Annotated in this window: 19 protein-coding genes; 5 read left to right on the top strand and 14 right to left on the bottom strand. The window is 69.4% G+C overall.

The window, feature by feature from the left end; translation table 11 throughout:
- The first annotated feature begins 8 nt into the window (after positions 1 to 8).
- Positions 9 to 890, top strand: coding sequence for a phosphotriesterase family protein (locus tag Aph01nite_RS28870; RefSeq protein ID WP_204044171.1), 882 nt, complete (start codon positions 9 to 11; stop codon positions 888 to 890).
- On the opposite strand, the gene Aph01nite_RS28875 is transcribed toward Aph01nite_RS28870, so the two are convergent.
- The 7 genes from Aph01nite_RS28875 to Aph01nite_RS28905 all read right to left on the bottom strand — a co-directional run bounded on the left by Aph01nite_RS28875 (position 841) and on the right by Aph01nite_RS28905 (position 8,694).
- Positions 841 to 1,743 carry an alpha/beta hydrolase gene (locus Aph01nite_RS28875; RefSeq protein ID WP_204044172.1) on the bottom strand — a complete coding sequence of 301 codons (903 nt, stop codon included), beginning with the start codon at positions 1,741 to 1,743 and terminating at the stop codon, positions 841 to 843. The two genes, Aph01nite_RS28870 and Aph01nite_RS28875, sit on opposite strands and share 50 nt — an antisense overlap.
- A gap of 17 nt (positions 1,744 to 1,760) precedes the next feature.
- A complete protein-coding gene (locus Aph01nite_RS28880) occupies positions 1,761 to 3,158 on the bottom strand; it encodes an NAD(P)/FAD-dependent oxidoreductase (RefSeq protein ID WP_204044173.1) in 1,398 nt (465 codons plus the stop codon).
- Positions 3,159 to 3,284: 126 nt separating this feature from the next.
- A complete protein-coding gene (locus Aph01nite_RS28885; protein ID WP_204044174.1) occupies positions 3,285 to 4,073 on the bottom strand; it encodes an ABC transporter permease in 789 nt (262 codons plus the stop codon).
- On the bottom strand, positions 4,070 to 4,921 hold the full coding sequence (locus tag Aph01nite_RS28890) for an ABC transporter permease (RefSeq protein WP_204044175.1): 852 nt from the start codon (positions 4,919 to 4,921) through the stop codon (positions 4,070 to 4,072). The genes Aph01nite_RS28885 and Aph01nite_RS28890 overlap by 4 nt, the downstream gene beginning before the upstream one ends.
- Before the next feature lie 2 nt (positions 4,922 to 4,923).
- Positions 4,924 to 6,123: an ABC transporter substrate-binding protein gene (locus tag Aph01nite_RS28895; RefSeq protein ID WP_204044176.1), complete on the bottom strand. Its 1,200-nt coding sequence runs from the start codon at positions 6,121 to 6,123 to the stop codon at positions 4,924 to 4,926.
- A gap of 30 nt (positions 6,124 to 6,153) precedes the next feature.
- A complete protein-coding gene (locus Aph01nite_RS28900) occupies positions 6,154 to 7,245 on the bottom strand; it encodes an ABC transporter ATP-binding protein (protein ID WP_204044177.1) in 1,092 nt (363 codons plus the stop codon).
- Positions 7,246 to 7,266: 21 nt separating this feature from the next.
- The gene (locus tag Aph01nite_RS28905) at positions 7,267 to 8,694 is read right to left on the bottom strand and encodes a gamma-aminobutyraldehyde dehydrogenase (protein WP_204044178.1); all 1,428 of its coding nucleotides are present in this window, start codon (positions 8,692 to 8,694) and stop codon (positions 7,267 to 7,269) included.
- Between the two features lie 201 nt (positions 8,695 to 8,895).
- On the opposite strand from Aph01nite_RS28905, the gene Aph01nite_RS28910 reads away from it, so the two are divergent.
- Positions 8,896 to 9,381 (top strand): Lrp/AsnC family transcriptional regulator, encoded by a 486-nt coding sequence (locus Aph01nite_RS28910; protein ID WP_155346876.1) that lies wholly within the window; start codon positions 8,896 to 8,898, stop codon positions 9,379 to 9,381.
- Here Aph01nite_RS28910 and Aph01nite_RS28915 read toward each other — a convergent pair.
- Both Aph01nite_RS28915 and Aph01nite_RS28920 read right to left on the bottom strand, forming a co-directional pair.
- Complete coding sequence (locus tag Aph01nite_RS28915) at positions 9,360 to 10,196, bottom strand: pentapeptide repeat-containing protein (protein ID WP_204044179.1); 837 nt, start codon at positions 10,194 to 10,196, stop codon at positions 9,360 to 9,362. The two genes, Aph01nite_RS28910 and Aph01nite_RS28915, sit on opposite strands and share 22 nt — an antisense overlap.
- A gap of 71 nt (positions 10,197 to 10,267) precedes the next feature.
- Positions 10,268 to 11,662 (bottom strand): M1 family metallopeptidase, encoded by a 1,395-nt coding sequence (locus Aph01nite_RS28920; protein WP_204044180.1) that lies wholly within the window; start codon positions 11,660 to 11,662, stop codon positions 10,268 to 10,270.
- Between the two features lie 70 nt (positions 11,663 to 11,732).
- Between Aph01nite_RS28920 and Aph01nite_RS28925 the strand changes: the two genes are divergently transcribed.
- The gene (locus Aph01nite_RS28925; RefSeq protein WP_204044181.1) at positions 11,733 to 12,491 is read left to right on the top strand and encodes an ABC transporter ATP-binding protein; all 759 of its coding nucleotides are present in this window, start codon (positions 11,733 to 11,735) and stop codon (positions 12,489 to 12,491) included.
- Positions 12,488 to 13,150, top strand: coding sequence for a hypothetical protein (locus Aph01nite_RS28930; RefSeq protein WP_204044182.1), 663 nt, complete (start codon positions 12,488 to 12,490; stop codon positions 13,148 to 13,150). The genes Aph01nite_RS28925 and Aph01nite_RS28930 overlap by 4 nt, the downstream gene beginning before the upstream one ends.
- Positions 13,151 to 13,204: 54 nt before the next feature.
- Here Aph01nite_RS28930 and Aph01nite_RS28935 read toward each other — a convergent pair whose 3' ends face one another.
- Together Aph01nite_RS28935 and rlmN are read right to left on the bottom strand one after the other, a co-directional pair.
- On the bottom strand, positions 13,205 to 14,725 hold the full coding sequence (locus Aph01nite_RS28935; RefSeq protein WP_204044183.1) for a CHAT domain-containing protein: 1,521 nt from the start codon (positions 14,723 to 14,725) through the stop codon (positions 13,205 to 13,207).
- Between the two features lie 79 nt (positions 14,726 to 14,804).
- Positions 14,805 to 15,917 (bottom strand): dual-specificity RNA methyltransferase RlmN, encoded by a 1,113-nt coding sequence (gene rlmN / locus Aph01nite_RS28940; RefSeq protein ID WP_204044184.1) that lies wholly within the window; start codon positions 15,915 to 15,917, stop codon positions 14,805 to 14,807.
- Positions 15,918 to 16,007: 90 nt separating this feature from the next.
- Here rlmN and Aph01nite_RS28945 point away from each other — a divergent pair, with 90 nt between their 5' ends.
- On the top strand, positions 16,008 to 17,042 hold the full coding sequence (locus Aph01nite_RS28945; RefSeq protein WP_204044185.1) for a suppressor of fused domain protein: 1,035 nt from the start codon (positions 16,008 to 16,010) through the stop codon (positions 17,040 to 17,042).
- Between the two features lie 16 nt (positions 17,043 to 17,058).
- Here the strand turns inward: Aph01nite_RS28945 and Aph01nite_RS28950 are convergent, their stop codons facing one another.
- The 3 genes from Aph01nite_RS28950 to pyrH all read right to left on the bottom strand — a co-directional run bounded on the left by Aph01nite_RS28950 (position 17,059) and on the right by pyrH (position 19,322).
- On the bottom strand, positions 17,059 to 17,943 hold the full coding sequence (locus Aph01nite_RS28950; protein ID WP_239162059.1) for a phosphatidate cytidylyltransferase: 885 nt from the start codon (positions 17,941 to 17,943) through the stop codon (positions 17,059 to 17,061).
- A 113-nt stretch (positions 17,944 to 18,056) separates the two neighbouring features.
- Entirely contained in the window at positions 18,057 to 18,614 is a 558-nt protein-coding gene (gene frr, locus Aph01nite_RS28955) for a ribosome recycling factor (protein ID WP_204044186.1), read from the bottom strand.
- Positions 18,615 to 18,623: 9 nt separating this feature from the next.
- Complete coding sequence (gene pyrH, locus Aph01nite_RS28960; RefSeq protein ID WP_218038490.1) at positions 18,624 to 19,322, bottom strand: UMP kinase; 699 nt, start codon at positions 19,320 to 19,322, stop codon at positions 18,624 to 18,626.
- Positions 19,323 to 19,448 lie beyond the last annotated feature (126 nt).

The following is a 19,448-nucleotide window of genomic DNA, read 5'->3' on the forward strand; positions in this document are numbered from 1 at the left end:
GTCCACTCATGTCCTTCAACGACGTGCGTATTCAGACGGTGACCGGCACCCTGCCGGCCTCCGTCTTCGACGGGCCGATCCTGCCGCACGAGCATCTGCGTACGGACACCCGCTGGGGCGTCGGCGTGGACTCCGACCCCCGGCGCTGGCTCGACGAGGAGGCGTACGTCACCGGCGAGCTCAAGCGCCTCGGCCGTGACCACGCGCTCAACCTGGTCGTCGAGCACACCTGCCTCGGCGGCGCCAGGGACACCGCGGCGCTGGCCCGGCTGTCGGCCGGCAGCCGGGTGGCCGTGGTCGCGTCCACCGGGTTCATGGCCGAGCCGTTCGCCGGTGACCTGATCCGCCGCAGCGGCGTGGACGACCTCACCGGCGACCTGCTCCGCGAGATCGGCGCCGGCCTGGACGGGACCAGCGCCCGGCCCGGCCTGATCGTCACCTCGGCCTGGCAGGAGACCCCGACCCCGGCCGAGGAGCGCGCCGCCGTCGCGGCGGCCCGCGCCTCGATCAGGACCGACCTGCCGGTGGCCGCCGACGGGCTCGGCATCCTGGAGATCCTGCTGACCAGCGGCGTGCCCGCCGGCCGCGTGAGCGTCCGGGCCGCCGATGGCCTGGTCCAGCGCAAGATCGCCGAATCCGGCTCGTACGTGAGCGTCACCGGCGCCGAGGACGTGCTGGCCCTGCTCGAAGCCGGCCACGCCTCCCGCATCCTGCTGAGCAGCGGCGTGTCCCGCCAGAGCGACGTGGCGGGCTACGGCGGCGACGGCTACGCCCGGCTGTTCGACCGGGTGCTGCCGGCCCTGACCAGGGCGGGCGTGGACGAGGCCACGATCCGGCTGATCACGCGGGAGAACCCGCTGCGCTGGCTGGCGCTGCCAGGTACGCGCTGAGGAACTCCGCGGTGGCGTCCACGGCCTGGGTGACGTAGGGCTCGGTGTCGTACAGGTCGATGTGGAGCCGCGCGTCCAGCCAGACCAGCCGCTTCGGCTCGTCCAGCCGCGCGTGCACGGCGTGCGCGCCGTCCGGTGAGCAGTAGGCGTCCACCACGCCGTGCACCAGCAGCGCCGGCTTGGGCGACAGGAAGTCCGCGCCCAGCAGGTTGTCCATGGTGATCAGCTCGCGAATCGAGGCCCGGGTGACCTCGTTCCGCCAGTGCGTCGCGGCGCCCCGCTCCGTGCCGTAGTAGGCGTGCGGCTCGTCGCCCGGCATCGCGCCGCCCTCGCCGACGGCGGGCACGTACTCCACCGGGCCGCCCTGGTCCTGGCGTTCCAGCACCTCGCCGAAACCGGCCAGGGCCTGCTGGTAGCCGTCGTCGCCCATGCCCTCGCGCATCGCGTACGGCGAGTTGTACGCCCCCGCGATCCCCACGAACACCTTCACCCGGGGGTCGAAGGCGGCGAACCGCAGCGCGTACCCGCCGCCGAGGCAGATGCCGACCGCGCCGATCCGCTCGGCGTCCACCTCGGGACGGGTGCGCAGGTGGCCGACGGCGGCCCGCAGGTCGGCCAGCTTGCCCTGCGGGTCCTCGTGCCGGCGCGGCTCCCCGCCGGACTCGCCGAAGTTGCGGTGATCGAAGGCCAGGGTGACGTAGCCGCGTTCGGTGAGGCGTTCCGCGTACAGGCCGGTGACCTGCTCTTTCACCCCCGTGAAGGGGCCGGTGAGGACGAGGGCGGGGTGCGGGCCCGGACCGTCCGGGACCCGCAGTTCGCCGACGAGGGGGATGCTGGTGAACTCGACTCTCATACCCAGCAGTCTGCTGGCTAGGAGTCGAATCCGAGACCGAAGCGGTCCAGGGTCCGCAGCCACAGGTTGCGCCGGCCGCCGTTGGCGTCGGCGCGGGCCAGGGACCAGCGGGTGAGCTGGATGACGCCGGATCGTACGGGTTCCGGCGGGAACGGCACGGGCTTCTCCCGCACCATGCGCAGCCGGGTGCGCTCGGTGTCCAGCCCGTCCAGCAGGTCCAGCATGACGTTGGCGCCGAACCTGGTGGCGGCCACGCCGAGGCCGGTGTAGCCGACGGCGTAGGCCAGACGGGAGTCGTACCCGGTGCCGAAGAAGGCGCTGAAGCGGCTGCAGGTGTCGATCAGGCCGCCCCACTTATGGGAGAAGCGCACCTCCTCCAGCTGCGGGAACGTCTGGTAGAAGTGCTCGGCCAGGGTCAGGAAGGTGGCGTCCCGCTGGTTGTAGTCGATCTTGACGCGGCCGCCGTTGTAGTAGACCGCGTCGTAGCCGCCCCACAGGATGCTGTTCTCGTCGGTCAGCCGGTAGTAGTGGAACTGGTTGGCCGAGTCCCCCATGCCCTGCCGGTTCTTCCAGCCGATGGAGTCGAGTTGGTCGCGGGTGAGGGGTTCGGTCATGAGGGCGTAGTCGTACACGGGGGCCAGGTAGTAGCGCAGGCGGCGCAGCAGCGGCGAGAACGCGCCGGTGCCGAGCGCCACCCGGTTGGCCCGGACCGTGCCGTAGGGGGCGGTCAGCCGCAGGGCCGGGCCGTCCTTGACGATGTGCTTGATCGGGGAGTGCTCGTAGATGCGCACGCCCAGCTGGAGGCAGGCCTGGCGCAGCCCCCAGGCCAGCCGGGCCGGGTCGATCATGGCGCAGTCGCCGCGCTCCCACACGCCCGCGATGTAGGTCGGCGAGTTCACCTCGGCCCTGACCTGGTCGCGGTCCAGGTACTCGATGTCGGCGCCCAGCTCGCGGCCGATGGTGTGCACCTCGTTCATCCCGTCGAGCTGCCACTCCTCGGTGGCCACGTTGAGCTCGCCGGTGCGTTCGAAGGAGCAGTCGATGCCGTAGCGGGCGATGGTCTCCTCGATGGCGTTGAAGTTCTCCACCCCGAGCCGGTGCAGGTCGGCGATCTCGTACGGCCAGCGCTCCAGCCCGTTCCCGAGCCCGTGCGTCAGGCTGGCGTGGCAGAACCCGCCGTTGCGCCCGGTGGCCGCCCACCCCACCCGCTGCCCCTCCAGCAGCACGACGTCCCGGCCGGGGTCACGCTCCTTGGCCAGCAGGGCCGTCCACAGCCCGGAGAAGCCGCCGCCCACGATGGCCAGGTCGGCATGGGTATGGCCGAAGATCCGCGGCAGCGGCTCCGGCTCGAAAGGATCCTCGTCCAGCCAGTACGGCTTGCGCTCCGCGTCCGCGAGCGCCTTCAGCGGATCCATGCATTCCACTTCCCTTACATGTTCATAGTGATTTGTACGGGTTCCCCCCGGGTTTGTTCCGGTCTCACCTCTCTCGTGCGATAGCCGAAAGCCCCCCTCCCGGCCGGGAAGGGGACTTCTGATGACCTATCTGGCGGCCCGGCGCCTGGCGGACACCGAGTTCGCCACCGCGACCAGCGCGCCCAGCGCGAAGATGAGCGTGCCCATCACGTTGACCTGGGCCGGAATGCCGACCTTGACCGACCCGATGATCCACAAGGGGAAGGTCAGTTCGGAACCGTTGACGAAGCTGGTGACCACGTAGTCGTCGATCGACAGCGCGAACGCCAGCATCGCGCCCGCCGCCACGCCGGGCATGATCGACGGCAGCGTGACCAGCCGGAAGGTGTCCCACGTCCCGGCCCCGAGGTCGCGCGCCGCCTCCTCCAGGGAGGGATCGAGCACGACCACCCGGGCCCGTACGGTCACCACCACGAACGCCAGCGAGAAGAGCGTGTGCGCGATGATGATCGTGATGTGCCCGCGCGGCGCGTTCGCCGACACGAACAGCGACAGCAGCGAGGCCCCCATCACCAGTTCGGGCGTGGAGATGGCAGCGAAGATCAGGAAGTTGGTGACGCCCTTGCCGCGGAACCGGTAGCGGCCCACGGCCAGGCCGAGCAGCGTGCCCAGCGTGGTGGCCAGGATCGTGCTGACCACCGCGATAATGACCGAGTTGATCAGCGCCTCGGTCAGCCCGTCGATCGCGAACAGCTGCTGGTACCACTTGAGCGTGAACCCCTGCCAGGAGGTGTTCGACTTGCTCTTCTTGTCGTTGAAGCCGAACATGATCATCACCACGATGGGCGACGACAGCCACAGGATGATCAGCCAGGTGTACCAGTGCAGGATGCGGTCGCCGAATCTCGTCCTCATCGGGCCGCCGCCTCAAGGACGTTCTCGGTGCCCAGCGCCCGCGCGTAGATGAAGATGCCGACCAGCAGCACCGCCATCAGCGTGAACGACAGCGCCGAGGCCGTCGGGTAGTTGCTGTTCACCAGGTACTCGGTCTGGATGATGTTGCCGATCATCGTGTTGCCGGTGCCGCCGAGCACCGCCGCGTTGACCGGGTCGGCGGTGGCCGGGACGAACGTCATCAGCACGCCCGCGAACACGCCCGGCAGCGACAGCGGCAGCACCACCCGGCGGAACGCGTCGAATCGCGAGGCGTAGAGGTCGTAGGCGGCCTCGATCACTCGCGGGTCCACCCGCTCCAGCGCGACGTAGATGGGCAGGATCATGAACGGCAGGAAGTTGTAGACCAGGCCGCCGATCACCGCCACCGTGGTGGCCAGCACGTGGAAGTTCTCCGGGAGCAGCCCCCAGCCCTTCAGCGTGCCGAACAGGATGCCGTCGTCGGCCAGCAGGAAACCCCACGAGATGGTCCGCAGCACGAACGACACGAAGAACGGCAGCAACAGCAGGAACAGGTACATCGACTTGCGGCTGCCCGCCTTGAAGGCGATCCAGTACGCCACCGGGTAACCCAGCAGGAGCATGATCACCGTGGCGACCCCGCCGTACACCAGCGAGCGCACCAGCTGGGTGCTGTACTTGCCGATCGCGTCGGTGTAGTTGGAGACGCTGAACGTCTGGACGAAGCCGTCCAGGAGGTTGCCGGTCTGCAGGGAGACCGAGGCCATGGCCACGATGGGCACGACCAGGAAGATGCCCAGCCACATCCACCCCGGCAGCGCCAGCCAGTACGGCGCCCAGCGCTTCATGCTCAGCCCTGCGTGATCGTCTGGAAGATGCCGTTGAAGACCGACTCCTCAGCGCTGGTGAGGGTCTTGTAGCTGCGCAGCTTGGCGTAGTCGGCGTCGCTCGGGAAGATCAGCGGGCTCTCCGCCAGGGCCTTCGCGTCCTTGTCGTCCTTGCCCGCGAGGATGGCCTGCACGCCGGGCACGGGGGTGACGTACTGGATGTACTCCGTCAGCTCGGCCGCGATCTCCGGCTTGTACATGAAGTCCATCAGCATCAGCGCGTCCACCGGGTTGGCGGCGCCCTTCGGGATGGCCATGTTGTCGATCCAGATCGTGCCGCCCTCGGCGGGGACCACGAACTTGACCGGCTCGCCGGCCAGCTGGCGCTGGAACACGTCGCCGGACCAGGCCTGGGAGAGCCAGATGTCGCCCTTGGCCACCGCGTCGATGTAGGACTGGTCGTAGTACTTGCGCACCACGCCGCTGTCGCGCTGCTCCTTGAGCTTGGCGCCGGCCTTCTCCCAGTCGGCCTGGGTGGACTTGTCGGGGTCCACGCCGACCGCGAACATGCCGAAGTTGGCGATCTCCTGGGCGTCGGCCATCATGCCGACCTTGCCCTCGTACTTCTTGTCGAACAGCGACTGGATGCTGGTGATGTCCTCGTCGACGTACTTGGTGTTGTACGCGATGCCGGTCACCCCCGCCTGCCAGGGGATGGTGAACTGGTTGTTCGGGTCGAAGGAGGGGTTCTTGTACTTCGCGCCCGCGTTGGCGGCGAAGTTCGGCAGCTGCTTGTGGTCCAGGGAGACCAGGTAGCCCAGCGCGATCATCTTGGCCAGCTGGAGGCCGTTGGTCATCACGATGATGTCGTAGCCGAGCGGCTGCCCGGCCCGCAGCTGCGGCTCGGACTTGCCGAAGAAGTCGGCGTTCTCCTGGATGACTTCCTTGTACTCGTACGTGATGCCGGTGGCCTGCTGGAACTGCTTCAGCGGGCCCTGGTCCTCGGGCATGTACTCGGGCCAGTTGGCGAAGACGACCTGGCCGTTCTTCTTCTGGCTCGCCCAGAAGTCGGCGACCGCGTCGGCCTTCGGCGGGGCGGCCTTCTGACCCTGGACGCCGCACGCGGCGAGCGCGAGTCCGGCGGCGGAGAACCCGGCGACCCGGAAGGCGTCCCGGCGGGAGTATCGCGACTGCGTGAGGCCGCGCAGCAGGGGGTTGTTCATGGAGAGCTCCGGAGGGGTGAGAGCGTGGTGCTAGAGCGCATAGGAGTGCTGCGGCTGCCAGGACAGCCAGACCGTGTCGCCGCGCTCGGCGGTGACGCTGCTGTCGTTGGCGTTCTGCTGGAAGACCATGATCTCCGCACCGTCGGCGAGGCCGACCGCGTAACTGTTGTAGGTACCCAGGTATACGACCTCGTTGACGGTGCCCCGTACCACGCTGAGCTCGCCTTCCGGCTGCTCGGTCGAGATCGTGATCTTCTCCGGCCGTACGGTCAGGTCGACCGTCTCCCCCGCGGTCGCCTGGCTGGAGATCAGGATGCGGTCCTCGGCGCCCAGCCGTACCACCGCGGCGGAACCGGAGACCGACTCCACGGTTCCGCTGAGCAGGTTCGAGGTGCCGATGAAGCCGGCCACGAACTTGGTCGCCGGGCGCTCGTAGATCTCCCGGGGATTGGCCAGCTGCTCCACCAGGCCGTCGTTCATGACGGCGATCCGGTCGCTCATGGTGAGCGCCTCGTTCTGGTCGTGGGTCACGTAGACGAACGTGATGCCCACCTCGCGCTGGATGCGCTTGAGCTCGATCTGCATGAGCTGGCGGAGCTTCAGGTCCAGCGCGCCCAGCGGCTCGTCGAGCAGGAGCGCGCGGGGCCGGTTGACCAGCGCCCTGGCCAGCGCCACCCGCTGCTGCTGGCCGCCGGACATCTCCCGGGGGCGGCGTTTCTCCCGGCCGGTCAGGTCCACGATCTCCAGGATCTCGCCGACCCGCTGCTTGATCTCGGCCTCGGCCACCTTACGGCGGCGCAGTCCGAAGGCGACGTTCTCCCACACGTTCATGTGCGGGAACAGCGCGTAGGACTGGAACACCATGTTGATGTCCCGTTTGTTGGGCGGCACGTCGGTGACGTCCTGCCCGTGCAGCCGCACCACGCCCTTGGTGGGCTCCTCGAAGCCCGCGATCATGCGCATCGTGGTGGTCTTGCCGCATCCGGAGGGCCCGAGGAGGGAGAAGAACTCCCCCTCCCCGATGCCCAGGCTCACACCCTTCACGGCCTGTACGGTCTCGCCATGCGAGAGGTATTCCTTGACGACGCCGTCAAGCTCGATGGCGGGTATTGCCTCGGTCATATCACCTCTCGATTGTTCACATCATTCGCCGATGTAGTGCATGACGTGCTTCACCCGGGTGTAGTCGTGCAGGCCGAAGACCGACAGGTCCTTGCCGTAGCCCGAGTGCTTGAATCCGCCGTGCGGCATCTCGGAGACGAACGGGATGTGGGTGTTGACCCACACCACGCCGAAGTCCAGCCGCTTGGACATGCGCATCGCCCGGCCGTGGTCGGACGTCCAGACCGAGCCGGACAGGCCGTACCTGACGCCGTTGGCCTTGGCCAGGGCGTCGGCCTCGTCGGTGAAGGTCTGGATGGTGATGACCGGGCCGAAGACCTCGTTCTGCACCATCTCGTCGTCCTGGCGCAGGCCGTCCACCACGGTCGGGGCGTAGAAGTAGCCCTGGTCGCCGACCTGGTGGCCGCCGGTCAGCACGCTCGCGTGCGCCGGCACCCGGCTCAGGAACCCGGCCACCCGCTCCAGCTGCGTGGGGTTGTTGAGCGGGCCGTAGAAGGCGTCCTCACCGGCGCCGGTGACCGTGGCGGCGGCCGCCTCGGCGAGGGCGGCGGCGAACTCGTCGTGGATGCTCTCGTGCACCAGCACGCGGCAGGCGGCGGTGCAGTCCTGCCCGGCGTTGTAGAGGCCCGCGCCGGCGATGGCCTCGGCGGCGGCCTTGATGTCCTTGATGTCCTCGAACACCACGACCGGGGCCTTGCCGCCCAGCTCCAGGTGCACGCGCTTGAGGTCGTCGGCGGCGGTCTTGGCGACCGACATGCCGGCCCCGACGGAACCGGTGATGGCGACCATGGACGCGAGCGGGTGGCCGACCACCAGCGCGCCGGTCTCACGGTCGCCGGTGACCACGTTGAAGACGCCCGCGGGCAGGACGTCGCCGATGATCTCGGCCAGCTTGACGGTGGAGACCGGCGTGGTGTCGGACGGCTTGAGCACCACGGTGTTGCCCGCCGCCAGCGCCGGGGCGATCTTCCAGACGGCCATCATCATCGGGTAGTTCCACGGCGTGACCTGGCCGATGACGCCGATCGGCTCGTGCCGGATGACGCTGGTGTGGTCGGCCAGGAACTCGCCCGCCGTCGGCCCCTCCAGGGTGCGCGCCGCGCCCGCGAAGAACCGGAAGTGGTCCGCGGCGACCGGCGTCTCGTCCTCGGCCATCCGGGCGACCGGCTTGCCGGTGTTCCGGCACTCGGCCTCGTTGATCTCGTCGGCCCGCGCGTCGATCGCGTCGGCTATCTTCAGAAGCAGGTTGGCACGCTCTCCGGGCGTGGTCTGACCCCACGTGTCAAAGGCCGAGGCCGCGGCGGCGAAGGCGGCGTCCACATCCTCCTGGCCCGAGACGGGCGCCTGAGCGTAGACCTCACCGGTGCTGGGATCGATCACATCGGAGAACCGTCCACTCCGGGCGTCGACGAACTTCCCGTCAATGAAGTTCTGCAGTCGGGTGGTCACCGTTGACCTCCTATGAGGTGGCTTGGGTTGTCGCGACTCTGACAGACATATCAGACAGCGACAAGGGATTTCGTGGCGAAGATATCAAATTGCTACGGAATCGCTTGACATGAGCGGCGGAACTGACAGCATGTCGCACCAAGACGGCAACATGTCAGAAACACGAGTCGAGTACGGCTTCGCGAAGGGGACGTCACGGGGATGACCACACCTCCAAAGGTACGTACGACCAGGAATGGACCGGTCATCCTGGACGATATCTCCAAGCAGATCGTGGAACAGCTCCAGACCGACGGGCGCAAGCCGTACGCGGCGATCGGGAAGGCCGTGGGGCTGTCGGAGGCGGCCGTACGGCAGCGGGTGCAGCGGCTGCTCGACTCGGGCGTCATGCAGATCGTCGCGGTCACGGACCCACTGACGCTGGGCTTCCCGCGCCAGGCGATGATCGGGATCAAGTGCGAGGGAGACCTGGAGGCGGTCGCCGACGAGCTGTCCTCCATCGAGGAGGTCGACTACGTGGTGCTCACCGCGGGCTCGGTGGACATCATGGTCGAGGTGGTCTGCGAGGGTGATCGTCACCTTCTGGAGATTCTTGGCAAAATCCGCGCGATTCCCGCGGTCCGGGCCACGGAAACGTTTGTTTACCTCAAACTCCACAAGCAGACCTATTCCTGGGGCACCCGCTGACGGGAGCGCTGCCAGTGGGCCGGGTGGCGGAATGACGGCGCGAGCCGGGTGGCGGCGTCGCCCCGGGCGGCGTCCAGCTGCGACTGGACGAGGAAGACAGCGCCGGTGAGGTCGGCTCCGGCGAGGTTCGCGCCGCGCAGGTCCGCGCCGATGACGTCGGCGCCCCGCAGATCCGCACCGCGCAGGTCGGCCCCGATCAGGTACGCGCCACGCAGGCTCGCCCCGCGCAGATCCACGCCCTTCAGAGCGGCGCCCATGAGGTCCGCGCCACGCAGCTCGCGCCTGCCGGGGAACCGCGCGCGGGCCAGCTCGCTGGCCTGGAGCAGCAGGCCGTTGACCTCCTGCCGGAGCGCGCCGAAGTCCAGCCGGAGGATCTCCTCCGGGCTTTCCAGCGAATGGCGTTCCGTCTTCTTAAGCACCGGTTCCAGGTCGGCGCGGATCGGCCGGCACGCGTCGAGGGTCAGCGCCTCCGCCAGGTAGCGGAGCAGTTCGTGCAGCTGCCGCATGACGGCGAAGACCTCGAACATCTCGGTGGCGATCTCCGGCGAGCGCCGCCAGTCCCGCCCGCCGTACGTGATCTGGGCGACCTTCTGGCCCGCGCCGAGGCAGTCGAAGACGGTGCAGCCGGAGAAGCCACGCTGCCGGAGATCGGCGTGGATGCCGCAGCGGAAGTCGTCCCGCAGGTTGGCGCACGGCCGGCCGGCGGGCTTGTCGACGGCGAAGTCAGCCGATTTCGCGAACGCCGGCGCGACGCAGCAGAGCGCGAAACACCGGCCGCAGTCCGCCCGCAGCTCCTCCAGACGCACGCCAGACATCCCCTCGGCCGCCGATCCCTCTCCCGCAGCCTAGACGCGCCGGGTCGCGGCGGGCGACCCGGCGGTCCGCGTTACAGGGTGAGCTTCGGCTTGGCCGCCTTGTAGAGCCAGGCGTCGAACAGCGGGTCCAGGTCCTGGCCGGACAGCTCCTCGGCGAGGTCGATGAAGTTGCGGGTGTTCGCCGTGGTGTGGCGGTACTTCTCGGCCCACGCGGGCAGCAGCTCGAAGAACGTGTCGTCGCCGATCTTCTTGCGGAGCGCGTGCAGCGTCATCCCGCCGCGCTGGTAGACCGCCTCCCAGTCGAACATGCCGTTACGACCCGGGTTGCCGGTCTTCAGGTCCCAGAAGTCACCCTTGCTCTTGTACAGCTTCGCGAAGGTCTGCTGGGCGGTCGGACCGTTGTGGGTCTCCTCGTACAGCCACTCGGCGTAGGTGGCGAAGCCCTCGTTGAGCCAGATGTCCCGCCAGGTCTGGGGGCCGACGCTGTTGCCGAACCACTGGTGGGCGATCTCGTGCACGACCAGCAGGTCGTCGCTGGCGTCGCCGTCGTAGACCGGGCGGCCCTGGGTCTCCAGCGCGTACCCGACGTCGACCTTGTCGGCGATGCCGCCGGTGGAGGAGAACGGGTAGGGGCCGAAGTGCTTGGCGCCCCACTCGGTGGCCTTGGCTGTGGTCTTGTGCAGGTGCTTGGAGGTCTTGGCCAGCACCGGGTCGTACGCGGTGATGTTGGGCACGCCGGCGGCCACGCCCTGGCTGACCTTGAACTTGCCGATCGAGACCATGGCCAGGTAGGGGGCCATCGGCTCGCGCACCTCCCACCTGGAGGCGGACCAGCCGTTGCGCACGCGCACGATCCCCGTGTTGCGGGGCTCGCCGTTGGCCAGCGCGGTCACGCCCGCCGGGACGGAGATCGTGTAGGAGAAGGTGGCCTTGTCCTTGGGGTTGTCGTTGACGGGGAACCAGGTCCTGGCGCCGTCGGGCTCGCCGAGCGCGGTCGCGCCGTCCTTGGTGTGGATCCAGCCGGTGACGCCCAGTTCCTTGTCGTTGACGGGTACCGGCTTGCCGTCGTACGCGATTCTGACGGTGAACTTCACGCCGTCGGGCAGGCCGGCGGCGGGCGTGACGGTCAGTTCCTGGCCCTTGCGGCGGAACTTGGCCTTCTTCCCGTTGACCTCGACGCTCCGTACGGTGAGGCCGGAGAAGTCGAGGTTGAAGCGGGACAGGTTCTTCGTGGCGGTGGCCGTGATCGTGGCGGTGGCCTTGAGCACGTCCGTCTTGGGGTTGAAGCGCAGGTTGAGGGCGTAGTGGGCGACGTCGTACCCGCCGTTGCCCGCGTGCGGGAAGTACGGGTCGCCGAGCCCGGCCGAGCCCGGCGTGAAGGAGTCCGCGGTGGCGGCGGTGGCGGGCGTCAATAAGGTCAGACCGGCGACGGCGAGGGCCGCGAGCGGGGTTCGTCTGCGAAGCATGCGCCCATTATTGGGATCTCCACGACTTGCCTCCAGTCGGGCGAGCATTTCCGCATATTCTTCGGAAATCATGCGCGTCAGCGACCTCTGCCTCCGATACCGGAGAAACGACCCCTGGGTGCTCGCCGAAGTGGCGCTGGACCTGCCCCCCGGCAGCGTGACCGAGGTCGTCGGACCCAACGGCTCCGGGAAGTCCACCCTGCTCCGCGTGCTGGCCGGCCTGCTGCCGCCCACCCGGGGCACGGTCACGGGACGCCCGGCCGTCGTCGGGTACGCCCCCGAGCGTTTCCCCGCCGCGCAGCCGTTCACGGTCGCCGGCTACCTGCGCCACCTGGCGGCCATCCGGCGCGCGGACCCCGAGGCCGTCGAGGAGTGGACGTCGCGGCTGGGCATGGAACACCTGCTCGGCCAGCGCTTGTCCGACCTGTCCAAGGGCAGCGCGCACAAGGTCGGCCTGGCCCAGGCCCTGCTCTGCCGACCGGGCCTGCTCATCCTGGACGAACCCTTCGCCGGCCTGGACTCGGCCGCCCGCGCGGAGGTCGCGCTCACCGTGGACGCCATCGCGGCCCAGGGCGGCATCGTCGTCGCCAGCGACCACCAGGGCGACCTGCGTGCCCTGCCGAACGTCACCCGCTACGAGGTCAAGGACGCCCGGGTCCGTCCGATCGCCACGGAAACGGCCGAACCCCTCCTGAACCTGTCGGTACGGCTACCGCTGTCGCGGGCCGGGCTGCTGGCCGCGCAACTGCGGGCCGAGGGTCACGAGCCGCTGCTCAGCCAGGACGACCAGGTCGGCGCCGACACGCGGACCCCGGAGGCCGCCGAATGACCGCCCTGACCAGATTCCGCCTCGCCGGATACGCGCGCTCCCACCGGGCGTTCCAGCCGCTGCTCCTGCTCTTCGTCGTGATCAGCCTGCTGTACGCGACGGGGGTTCCGCTGGGGAACGAACTCACCTCGTACGCGGACTCCGCGGCCATCCTCATCCCGGTGTTCGCCTGGGCGGCCCGGGGACTGCTGGACACCGAGCCGGACGAGCAACGCATGATCGCGCGTACGGCCGTCGGGCCGGCGGAGCTGGTGAGCGGGCTGGTGGCGGCGCTGGTGTGCAACGCGGTGCTGGCCGGGATCGCCGTGGTCTGGCCGCTGGTGGCGGGATTCCAGGCGGTGCCCGGGGTGGCCACGCTGGTCACCGGGATCGGCTTGCACGGGCTGGCGGTGCTGGCGGGGACGGTTCTCGGGGCGCTCACCAGCCGGACGATCCTGCCGTCGCCCGCGATCTCGATCGTGGTGCTCATCGGGGGATATGTCGCGATGTTGATGGTGGGGTCGTCGTCGGTCTGGGCGGCGTTTCCGGCCATGTCGTGGATGCACGCGGCCAATCACGGCGAGCTGGCGGCTCGGTTGCCGGTGATTCTCGTTTCTGCGGGTATCTGGGTCGGGGCCGGGTTGCTGGGGTATGCGGGGCTTCGGCGTACGCGACCTTAGGTGCGGGTGGGGTTCCTTACGCCGCTTAGGTACGGGTGGGGTTTCTTACGCGGCTTAGGTGCGGGTCAGGTGGAGGCGGCCGTGGATACCTGCGCAGAACGGGCTGAGGTGAGGTGTGGTGGCGATCCAGTCGCCGGTCAGCGCGTCAGAGTGGTCGGAGGTGCCCAGGAGTAAAGTGCCCTCGATCAGGCACCAGACGTCCAGGGGATCTTGTGCCAGCACGCGGACCTGCCGGAAGCGCAGGACGTCGCCGGCGACCGTGCCGGCCAGCTCGAAGAGCACGCGCCTGGCGCCATCGCGTCCTGACGCCGTGCCGCTGATCTTGTCACCGGACTGGTGCAGGTCGAGCTCGTAGTCCAGCCGGCCCGGAGTGCCGGTCAGGACCCCGGCCCAGTGGCCGCCGAAACGTGCGGGGCCATCCTCGGGTCTCGTCGCTGACAAGTCGAAGATCTGGGTGCGGTCCCCACGAATGTGCAGGACGGGAGTCACCCATTCGAGCGTGCGGTCCTTGAGACCCAGGATGGCGATCCGGCCGCCGGAGACGGCCTCGTCGATGCCCCGTCCGTGCGCGATCGCCGAGTAGAAGCCCCGGGCGAAGGCGACGGAGGCGCCGTTGGAGATCTCGAACTGCATCGCCGTGACGGCGCTGATCCCCGCCCGGACCAATGTCGCGGCCGTGCCGGCGAACAGATCCGCGGAATCGCCCGAACCCATGCTCTCCAGCCGCCCAGCCACCGCCTGACGGGGGAACGGATCTCCGGAATCGCCCGCCGTGCCGGAACAGGAGTTCAGCACCACCAGTTGCGGCGCCGGCCTGGCCTGCCCCAGCAGATCCGCGAAGCGGGACGCCTCCACCCAGTGTTGCCTGCGGTCCTCGTCCTCCAGGCAGAGCCGGCCCGCGTCGCCGTGGCCGATGAAGTGCACGACCTGCCAGTCCCCGCCTGTCAACAGCTCCTGTAGGCCAGTCCAGGTCGGCCGCTCGGCCCAGTGGATCTCGATCACTCCTTCGGCGATCTGCGCGCGCAGTGCCGCGTTGAGCTGCTCGCGTTCGCGGGCCTGGTCGACTGGGAGCAGGCCGCGTGGATAGGGAGCGACGGCGAGGATGCGCAGCGGGAGCCGTACCTTGATGGGGACGGGTAACGCGGGGACCGGGATGTGGCGCACGAGCTGTTCGCGGCGGCAGATGTAGCGGTCCAGGGCGGCGTCGTACATGGCCTCCCAGGGGAGACCGGCCAGCTCCGGGGTGTCGAGCCGCAGCACGACGCGCAGCTGTTCGCCCCGGTCGGCGGCGACGGCCTTGGCCGCCTGGTAGCGCTCAGCCACCGCGCCGGAGCCCAGCAGGGCGGTGAACAGCGCGCCGCCGACCTCCCGCAGGGCCGGCTCGGTCTCCGCGCGGCTCCCCGGCGTCGCGGAGGCCGGCACCGCCCGGCGCACCTCGGCGCGGCGGGCCAGCAGGCCGGCCACGTCCAGGGACACCTCCGCCGAAGCCTCACCGGCCTGCGACCGGACGACTTCGACCCGGAACCTGCCGGGCGTCGCGGCGGGCCCGATGGACACCTCGAACACACTGCTCACCGGCAGAGCCTAGAACGGCTCACACGGATTCGGCACGGTCTGCGGTCACCCTTCCGGCGACCCCCACGCCGCGCCAGGGTCAGGCGGGGTTGGCCGCAGCGAGCTGGCCGCAGGCGCCGTCGATCTCGCGGCCCCGGGTGTCGCGGACGGTGACGGCGACGCCGTGGTATTCGAGGCGGCGGACGAAGGCGCGCTCGTCCTCGGGGCGGGAGGCCGTCCACTTGGAGCCGGGGGTCGGGTTCAGCGGGATCAGGTTGACGTGGACGAGTTTGTTCTTGAGCAGTCGGCCGAGGAGGTCGGCGCGCCACTCCTGGTCGTTGATGTCCTTGATCAGCGCGTACTCGATGGAGACGCGGCGTTTGGTCTTCGCGGCGTACGCCCAGGCGGCGTCGAGGACCTCGGCCACCTTCCAGCGGGTGTTGATCGGGACGAGGGTGTCGCGGAGCTCGTCGTCGGGGGCGTGCAGGGAGACCGCGAGGGTGACGGGGAGACCCTCGTTCGAGAGCTTCTCGATGGCGGGGACCAGGCCCACCGTGGAGACGGTGACGCCGCGCGCGGAGATGCCCAGGCCCTCCGGCGACGGGTCCACCATGCGGTGGACGGCGCCGATCACGGCCTTGTAGTTGGCCATCGGCTCGCCCATGCCCATGAACACGATGTTGTTGATCCGGCCGGGACCGCCGGGCACCTCGCCGCTCGCGAGGGCGCGGGCGCCCGCCACGACCTGGCCGACGATCTCGGCGGTGGACATGTTGCGGGTCAGGCCGGCCTGGCCGGTCGCGCAGAACGGGCAGTTCATGCCGCAGCCGGCCTGCGAGGAGACGCAGAGGGTGGCCCGGTCGGGGTAGCGCATCAGCACCGACTCGACCAGGGAGCCGTCGAACAGCTTCCACAGCGTCTTGCGAGTCGTGCCGTCGTCGCAGGTGATCTCCCGTACCGGCGTGAGCAGGTCGGGCATCAGCTGGGCCAGCACCGCACGGGACGCGGCGGGCAGGTCGGTCATCTGGTCGGCGGACGCGGTGAGCTTGCCGAAGTAGTGGCGGGAGAGCTGGTCGGCGCGGAACGCCTTCTCGCCGAGCTCCACCACGGCCGCCCGGCGCTCGGCCATGGTCAGGTCCGCCAGGTGCCGCTGCGGTTTGGCGCGGCGGGGCGCGACCATGGTCAGCTGGCCCGGCTTAGGCGACTCGGTCATTGCCCATCCTCGCGATCTCGATACTCATCCCCGCATCTGCTCTTAACGACGACGGGAAGCGGCCATAGAGTCCTGATCGGGAGGTGAGTTTTGGCCAGCGCCCTCGTGCTCACCAGCACCAATCCCTACGGGAGCCGCACACTGTCCGTCGAGCGCGATCAGGTGTCCTCCGTAGCTTACCTGCGCGACCCGGCCGGCATCGTCCACGGGGCGGTCTGGCTGGCCAACCACGTGCCCGCGCCGACCTCCGTCGACCTCGGCAGGCTCAACGCCGGACTGCCGCCGATCATGCCGCGTTCCAGCACCCGCTTCCCGCAGGGGACCGAGCCGTTCGACGGCACCCGGCTGCGGGTGCTCTGGTTCGAGGAGGGCGACGGTGCCGCGCTGTACGAGGACGGCGAACTGCTGGCCGTCATCCCCGGCTGGGCCGACCTCGACCGGGGCATGCCCGGGTACGCCCGCGACGCGCTCGGGGAATCCCCGTTCGGATGGGCGCTCGACGAGGCGCTGGACGGGCTGACGCCCCGGGTGACCAAGGCGGTGGCGTACTGGCAGTGGCGGGAGGCGGAGGGCAGCTGGGCGTCGTTCCAGCAGTTCGTGATGGGGCACCTGGAGACGCGGCTCGGGCTGCCGGGGCGGTACTGGGACGCGAGCGCGGGCGGATCGCCGCGCGTCCTGGTGACTGAGCGGCCGCCGCAGTTCGGGAGGGACTACACCGTTCTGTCCACGGTGGGGATGAGCTGCCAGCGCATGCCCAAGGCGGAGTTGTACGACACGCCCACCCGGGTCGAGCTGGCCGTGGCGACGCGGCAGGACCCCCGGGCGGCGGCGCGGCTGTTCCTGTGGCTGGCCCAGTACCCGTGGCGGTCGGTCACCTGGCTGGGGCACGGGCACACGGCACGCTGGTACCACCAGCCTGGCACGTTCCCGTTGGGCGGCGGCCACGAGGGCGTGATCATGCTGGCGGAGCCTCCGGCCTTACCCGATATTTCGGGATTCGCGTTCGGGGGCGACGCCGTACAGTGGCTGTGGCTGATGCCGATCACGGACACCGAGTTGCGGCTCGCGGCCGAGCGCGGGCACGAGGTCCTGTCCAGCCGCCTGAACCCCCAGAACCGCTTTTAACACGATTTATCGGCGTTTAGTGGACGAAAAGGGTTAGGAGTAGCCAGCAGGGGACGAGGGCGAACAGCAGCGAGTCCAGCCGGTCCATCATGCCGCCGTGGCCCGGGAGCAGGGTGCCCAGGTCCTTGATGCCGAGATCCCGCTTGATGATCGACTCGATCAGGTCGCCGATGGTCGCGCAGACGACCATGACCGCGCCCAGGACCGCGCCCAGCCAGAGCGGCCCGCCGAGCAGCCAGGTCACCAGCCAGGCCCCCACCAGCACACACGCCAGCGCCGACCCCGCGAAGCCCTCCCAGGTCTTCTTCGGGCTGATGATCGGCGACATCTTGTGCCGCCCGAACAGGATCCCGGCGGCGTATCCGCCGATGTCGCTGGCCACGGTGATCGCGATGAAGATGACCACCCGCCCCGCGCCGTCCTCCGGCCGCAGCAGCAACGCCACGAACCCGGCCAGCAGCGCCGGATAGACCGCCACGAAGATGCTCGCCGTGGCGTCCCGGACGAAGCCGTCCGCGCCCTGGAACGTCCGCCAGCCCAGCACCGCCATCACGGTCAGCGCGAACGACCCGACCAGCGACACCGGCCCGCCGTAGTACGCCCCGCCCAGCATGGCCACCAGCCCCGCCAGCAGCAGCACCAGCGGCACCCGGATCTGCCGCGAGCCGAACGCCCGCACCAGCTCGTGCACTCCGACGCCCACCGCCGCCAGCACCACCAGCAGGAACAACGCCTTGACGGTGTAGAGCGACCCGATCACCAGCGCGCCGAGGACGACCCCCACCCCGATCGCCGCGGGCAGATTCCGCCCGGTACGGCTCCCGCCTCCCGCCGGGCCCTGAGGGGTCGCGTCACTCGTACCCGCCGGATTGTGCTCGCCCGGGGCAGCCGTTCCGTTCAAGCCGTTACTCCCTAAATGCGCGTAATCCTTGCCCGCGTGCTGCCGCGGCGTTCGCGGTTCCACGCGGACAAGGATCACGATGACGCCCACCGGCCTCGCGGCCGGCTCGCCGCCTAGACTTCCAGCAGCTCGGCTTCCTTGTGCTTCAGCAGGTCGTCGATCTTCGCGACGTGCTTCTGGGTCAGGTCGTCGAGCTCCTTCACCGCGCGGTGCACCTCGTCCTCACCCGACTCGCCGTCCTTGACCAGCTTGTCGAGGGTCTCCTTGGCGTGCCGGCGGACGTTCCGGATCGACACCCGGCTGTTCTCCGCCTTGGTACGCGCGATCTTGATGTACTCCTTGCGCCGCTCGCCCGACAGCTCGGGGAAGACCACGCGGATGACCGCGCCGTCGTTGCCGGGGTTGACACCGAGGTCACTGTCCCGGATGGCCTTCTCGATCGCGCCCATCGACCCCTTGTCGTACGGCTGGATGAGGACCATCCGCGCCTCGGGGACGTGGAACGACGCCAGCTGCTGGATCGGCGTGAGCGACCCGTAGTAGTCCACGTTGATCTTGTTGAACATCGCGGGCGTGACCCGGCCGGTCCGGATGGCCGCGAAGTCCTCCTTGGCGACCGTCACCGCCTTGTCCATCTTCTCTTCGGCCTCGAAGAGGGTTTCCTCGATCACTGCGGCTCCCTATTTCCCTGCCGGACTCACCAGCGTGCCGATCTTCTCACCGCGGACCGCCCGCAGGATGTTGCCTTCCCCCATCAGTTCGAACACGACGATGGGCAGGCCGTTGTCCTTGCACAGGCTGATCGCGGTGGCGTCCATGACCGCGAGGTCACGCGCCAGGACCTCGCTGTACTCCAGCCGGTCGAAGCGCACCGCGTCCGGGTTCTTGCGCGGGTCGGCGTCGTACACACCGTCCACCTTGGTGCCCTTCAGCAGGGCCTCCGCACCGATCTCCAGGGCGCGCTGGGCGGCGCAGGTGTCGGTGGAGAAGAACGGCGAGCCGAGCCCCGCTCCGAAAATGACGACCCGGCCCTTCTCCAGATGCCGGATCGCGCGCCTGGGCAGGAACGGCTCGGCCACCTGCTGCATCGTGATCGCGGTCTGGACCCGGGTCTCGATGCCCCGCTTCTCCAGGAAGTCCTGGAGGGCGAGGCAGTTGATGACCGTGCCGAGCATGCCCATGTAGTCGGCGCGGGCGCGGTCGATCCCGCGCTCCGACAGCGCGGCTCCGCGGAACATGTTCCCGCCGCCGACGACCACGGAGACCTGCAGGCCCTCGCGGACGGCTTCGGCGATGGAGTCGGCGAGCTTGCCGACCGTGACCGGGTCGATGCCGAGGGAGTCCCCCCCGGCGAACGCCTCCCCGGACAGCTTCAGCATCACTCGCTTCCAGCGCAGCGGCCCGTCGTACGACGAAGCCGCCGGCGTGGCGGGTTGGGTGTTTTCCTGCACGTCGGCGGCCTCCTCGATGTGGCGGTTCAAGCTGGGCGGGTATCCGTGGATCGG

The organism is Acrocarpospora phusangensis (assembly GCF_016862995.1).
GTDB classification, from domain to species: domain Bacteria; phylum Actinomycetota; class Actinomycetes; order Streptosporangiales; family Streptosporangiaceae; genus Acrocarpospora; species Acrocarpospora phusangensis.